The following is a 2,674-nucleotide window of genomic DNA, read 5'->3' as shown; positions in this document are numbered from 1 at the left end:
GGCGGGGACCGCCGCCCCGGCCGCGGAGTCGACCCCGGCCGCCACCCCGGCCGCGCGCGCCACCGACCAGACCCCGGCCACGCTGGACCTCGACGCGATCCTGGCCCGCCGCCGCGCGTCGGGGGAGTGACGGACGCCGGCCGTTCGACGTGCAGAACCACCCGGCGCGGGTGCTAACCTTGGACCCGCTCGCGGGGCTGTGGCGCAGTTGGTAGCGCGTCTCGTTCGCAATGAGAAGGTCAGGGGTTCGAATCCCCTCAGCTCCACCGCAGAAGGCGGGACGTCCTCCGGGACGTCCCGCCTTCGTCGTCCGGCCTCCGTGCTCCAGCGGTCGTCGTCCAGCGCTCGTCGTCCAGCGCTCGTCGTCCCGGCTCCGCTGCGCCGTCGGGCGGCCGGTCGTCCCCCTCCTGGCGGCTGCCGCACCGCAGGACCCCCCGTACGCTGAGCCCGCACGGGGGCCCGAGCGACGGGAGAGCCATGGACTCGCTGGGCATCCTGCCCACGCCGGTGTCCGCCCGCCGTGCGCCGGGAGCACCGTTCGCCGTCGTCCCCGGTGTGCGCGTCGTGGTGGGCGAGGAGCCGGACGCCGTCGGCGTCGCCGTGCTCGCCGCCGGACGGATCGGGGACCTGCTGCACGAGCCGGTCGCGGTCGTCCACACCGACGACGGCAGCCCGGGTGCCCTCGTCCTGCGGCTCGCCGCCCCGCCCGGTGCCGGGCCGGCGGAGCTCCGCGACGCGCTGACGGCGATCGGCCTGGATCGCGGGCTGCCGCTGGACCTGGCGCGCGAGGCGTACCGGATCACCGCCACACCGGACCGGGTCGAGCTCCTGGCGGTGACGGCCGCCGGCCTCGTGCGGGGCGCCGTCTCGCTGCTCCAGATGGTCGTCGCGGACGCGGCGCCCTGGCTCCAGATCCCGTGCGCGACCGTGGTCGACCACCCCCGCCTCCCGTGGCGTGGCGTGCTCGTCGACGTCTCCGAGGTGCCCCTCTCCGTGACCGACGCCCAGGTCCTGGTGAGCGTCATGGCGACCCTCAAGCTCAACGTCCTGCACGTGCGGTCTGCCGACGGCACGGCGTGGCTCCCCGACCTCATGGAGGACGGCCACCCCGTTCCCGGCGGGTTCGCCGAGCTCCAGGTGCACGCCGCCGGGCGCCACATCGCCGTCGTGCCGGAGGTCGACGTCGTCGGGGGCGCGGTGCCGCCGTCCCGGACCGCGGAGGTCCTCGGCCGGGTCGCGGCGACGACGCGGGCGCAGGTCGTGCACGTGGGTGGCCGGCACCTCGACGGCGACCCGGCCGCGCCGGCCGGTCGTGACGTCCTGGCCCGGGCCGTCGAGGACGTCGCCGCCGCGGGTGCCGCCGTGATGGCCTGGCAGAGCGCGGCCGCGGTGCTCGGCTGCGGTCGTCCCCCCCGTCACCTGCTGCAGGTGCACGACGTCACCGACCCGGCGGTGGCCGCCGCCGCCGCCCGGGGAGCGGGGCTCGTCCTGTCGCCGCCGGGGCTGGACCTGGCCGGCAGCGCCACCCTCCGCGAGCGGCACGAGCGGGACCCGAGGGCCGAGGCGCTGGCGGCGGGCCTGCCGGCGTCGGCGGTGCACGGCCTGGAGGCGGTCCTCGGTGACGCCCACGACGGGACCCGGGCGGGGCTCTTCGGGCTGCTGCTGCCGGCCGTGACGGCGGTGGCCGAGCAGGCCTGGAGCGGTGCGGGCGCCTCGAGCTGGGAGTCGTTCTCCGAGCGCGTCGCCGCCGAGCGCGTGCGCTGGGGCCACGACGCGCTGTACGCCCCCGCCCCGGCGGAGGGCTGAGGGTCAGACCCAGCCCGGCAGCCACATCCGCATCTGCCAGAGGCGGAACGGGACCACCTGGGCCGTCCACAACGGCCAGAACCACAGCGCGGCCGCCACGACCGCCAGCAGCGCCGCGCCGACCACGACCCGGGTGGCGGGCAGCCACTCCGGCCGCCGGGCGGCCCCGGCCAGCAGCCGCTGCGTCGCGTACGCCAGGCACAGCACGAGCCACGGCAGCAGGACGACGGCGTAGAAGGTGAAGATCGTCCGCTCGGTGTACGCGAACCACGGGAGCCAGCCGGCGACCAGGCCCGAGAGGCACGCGACCGCCACCCCGTCGCGGCGGCGCAGCGCCCACCACAGGACCGCGACGACGGCGGCGCTGCCCAGCCACCACACGAGCGGGTTGCCCAGAGAGGTCACGGCCTGGGAGCAGCGCTCCGCCCCGCACAGCGCCTGGGCGGGCTCAGGGGCCTCGTAGAAGAAGCTGGTGGGGCGCAGCTGGAGCAGCCAGCCGGCCGGGTGGGACGCGTAGGCGTGCTCGGCCGCCAGCGAGGTGTGGAAGCCCCACATGTCCTGGTGGTACTTGACCAGGGAGCGCAGCGCCTCCGGCAGCCACGTCACGCCCTCGCCGGGGTGCTCGACCGCCCACTGCCGCCCGTACGCGCCCGGGGTCCGGAACCAGGGGGTCCAGGACGCCAGGTAGACCGCCGCGCCGACCCCCACCGTCGAGACGAACGCGGGCGCGGCGTCGCGGACCAGGGCGCCGACGACGGGTCGGCGGGCGCCGGCGCCGTGCCGCGCGGCGGCGTCCCAGCCCACGGTCAGCAGCCCGAGGACGGCGACGAAGACGAGTGCCGACCACTTGGTGCCCACCGCGAGACCG

Annotated in this window: 2 protein-coding genes and 1 tRNA gene; 2 read left to right on the top strand and 1 reads right to left on the bottom strand. The window is 77.1% G+C overall.

Annotation, left to right across the window (positions count from 1 at the left end):
* Nucleotides 1-193: 193 nt before the first annotated feature.
* Nucleotides 194-266 (top strand) — tRNA-Ala (locus N866_RS11800).
* A gap of 211 nt (nt 267-477) precedes the next feature.
* A complete protein-coding gene (locus tag N866_RS11795) occupies nt 478-1,806 on the top strand; it encodes a glycoside hydrolase family 20 zincin-like fold domain-containing protein (RefSeq protein WP_034226568.1) in 1,329 nt (442 codons plus the stop codon).
* 3 nt (nt 1,807-1,809) lie between these two features.
* Here N866_RS11795 and N866_RS11790 read toward each other — a convergent pair.
* Nucleotides 1,810-2,674: dolichyl-phosphate-mannose--protein mannosyltransferase (locus N866_RS11790; protein WP_034226565.1), on the bottom strand; the 865-nt coding region annotated here is incomplete at its 5' end.

It is taken from the genome of Actinotalea ferrariae CF5-4 (assembly GCF_000603945.1).
GTDB lineage: Bacteria > Actinomycetota > Actinomycetes > Actinomycetales > Cellulomonadaceae > Actinotalea > Actinotalea ferrariae.
The sequence above is the reverse complement of the archived record's forward strand: the minus strand, read 5'-3'. Positions and strand labels throughout refer to the sequence as shown.

What these genes read in the sequence shown, in the direction of transcription:
- N866_RS11795 (WP_034226568.1), top strand. Translation starts at nt 478, where the DNA reads ATGGACTCGCTGGGCATCCTGCCCACGCCGGTGTCCGCCCGCCGTGCG.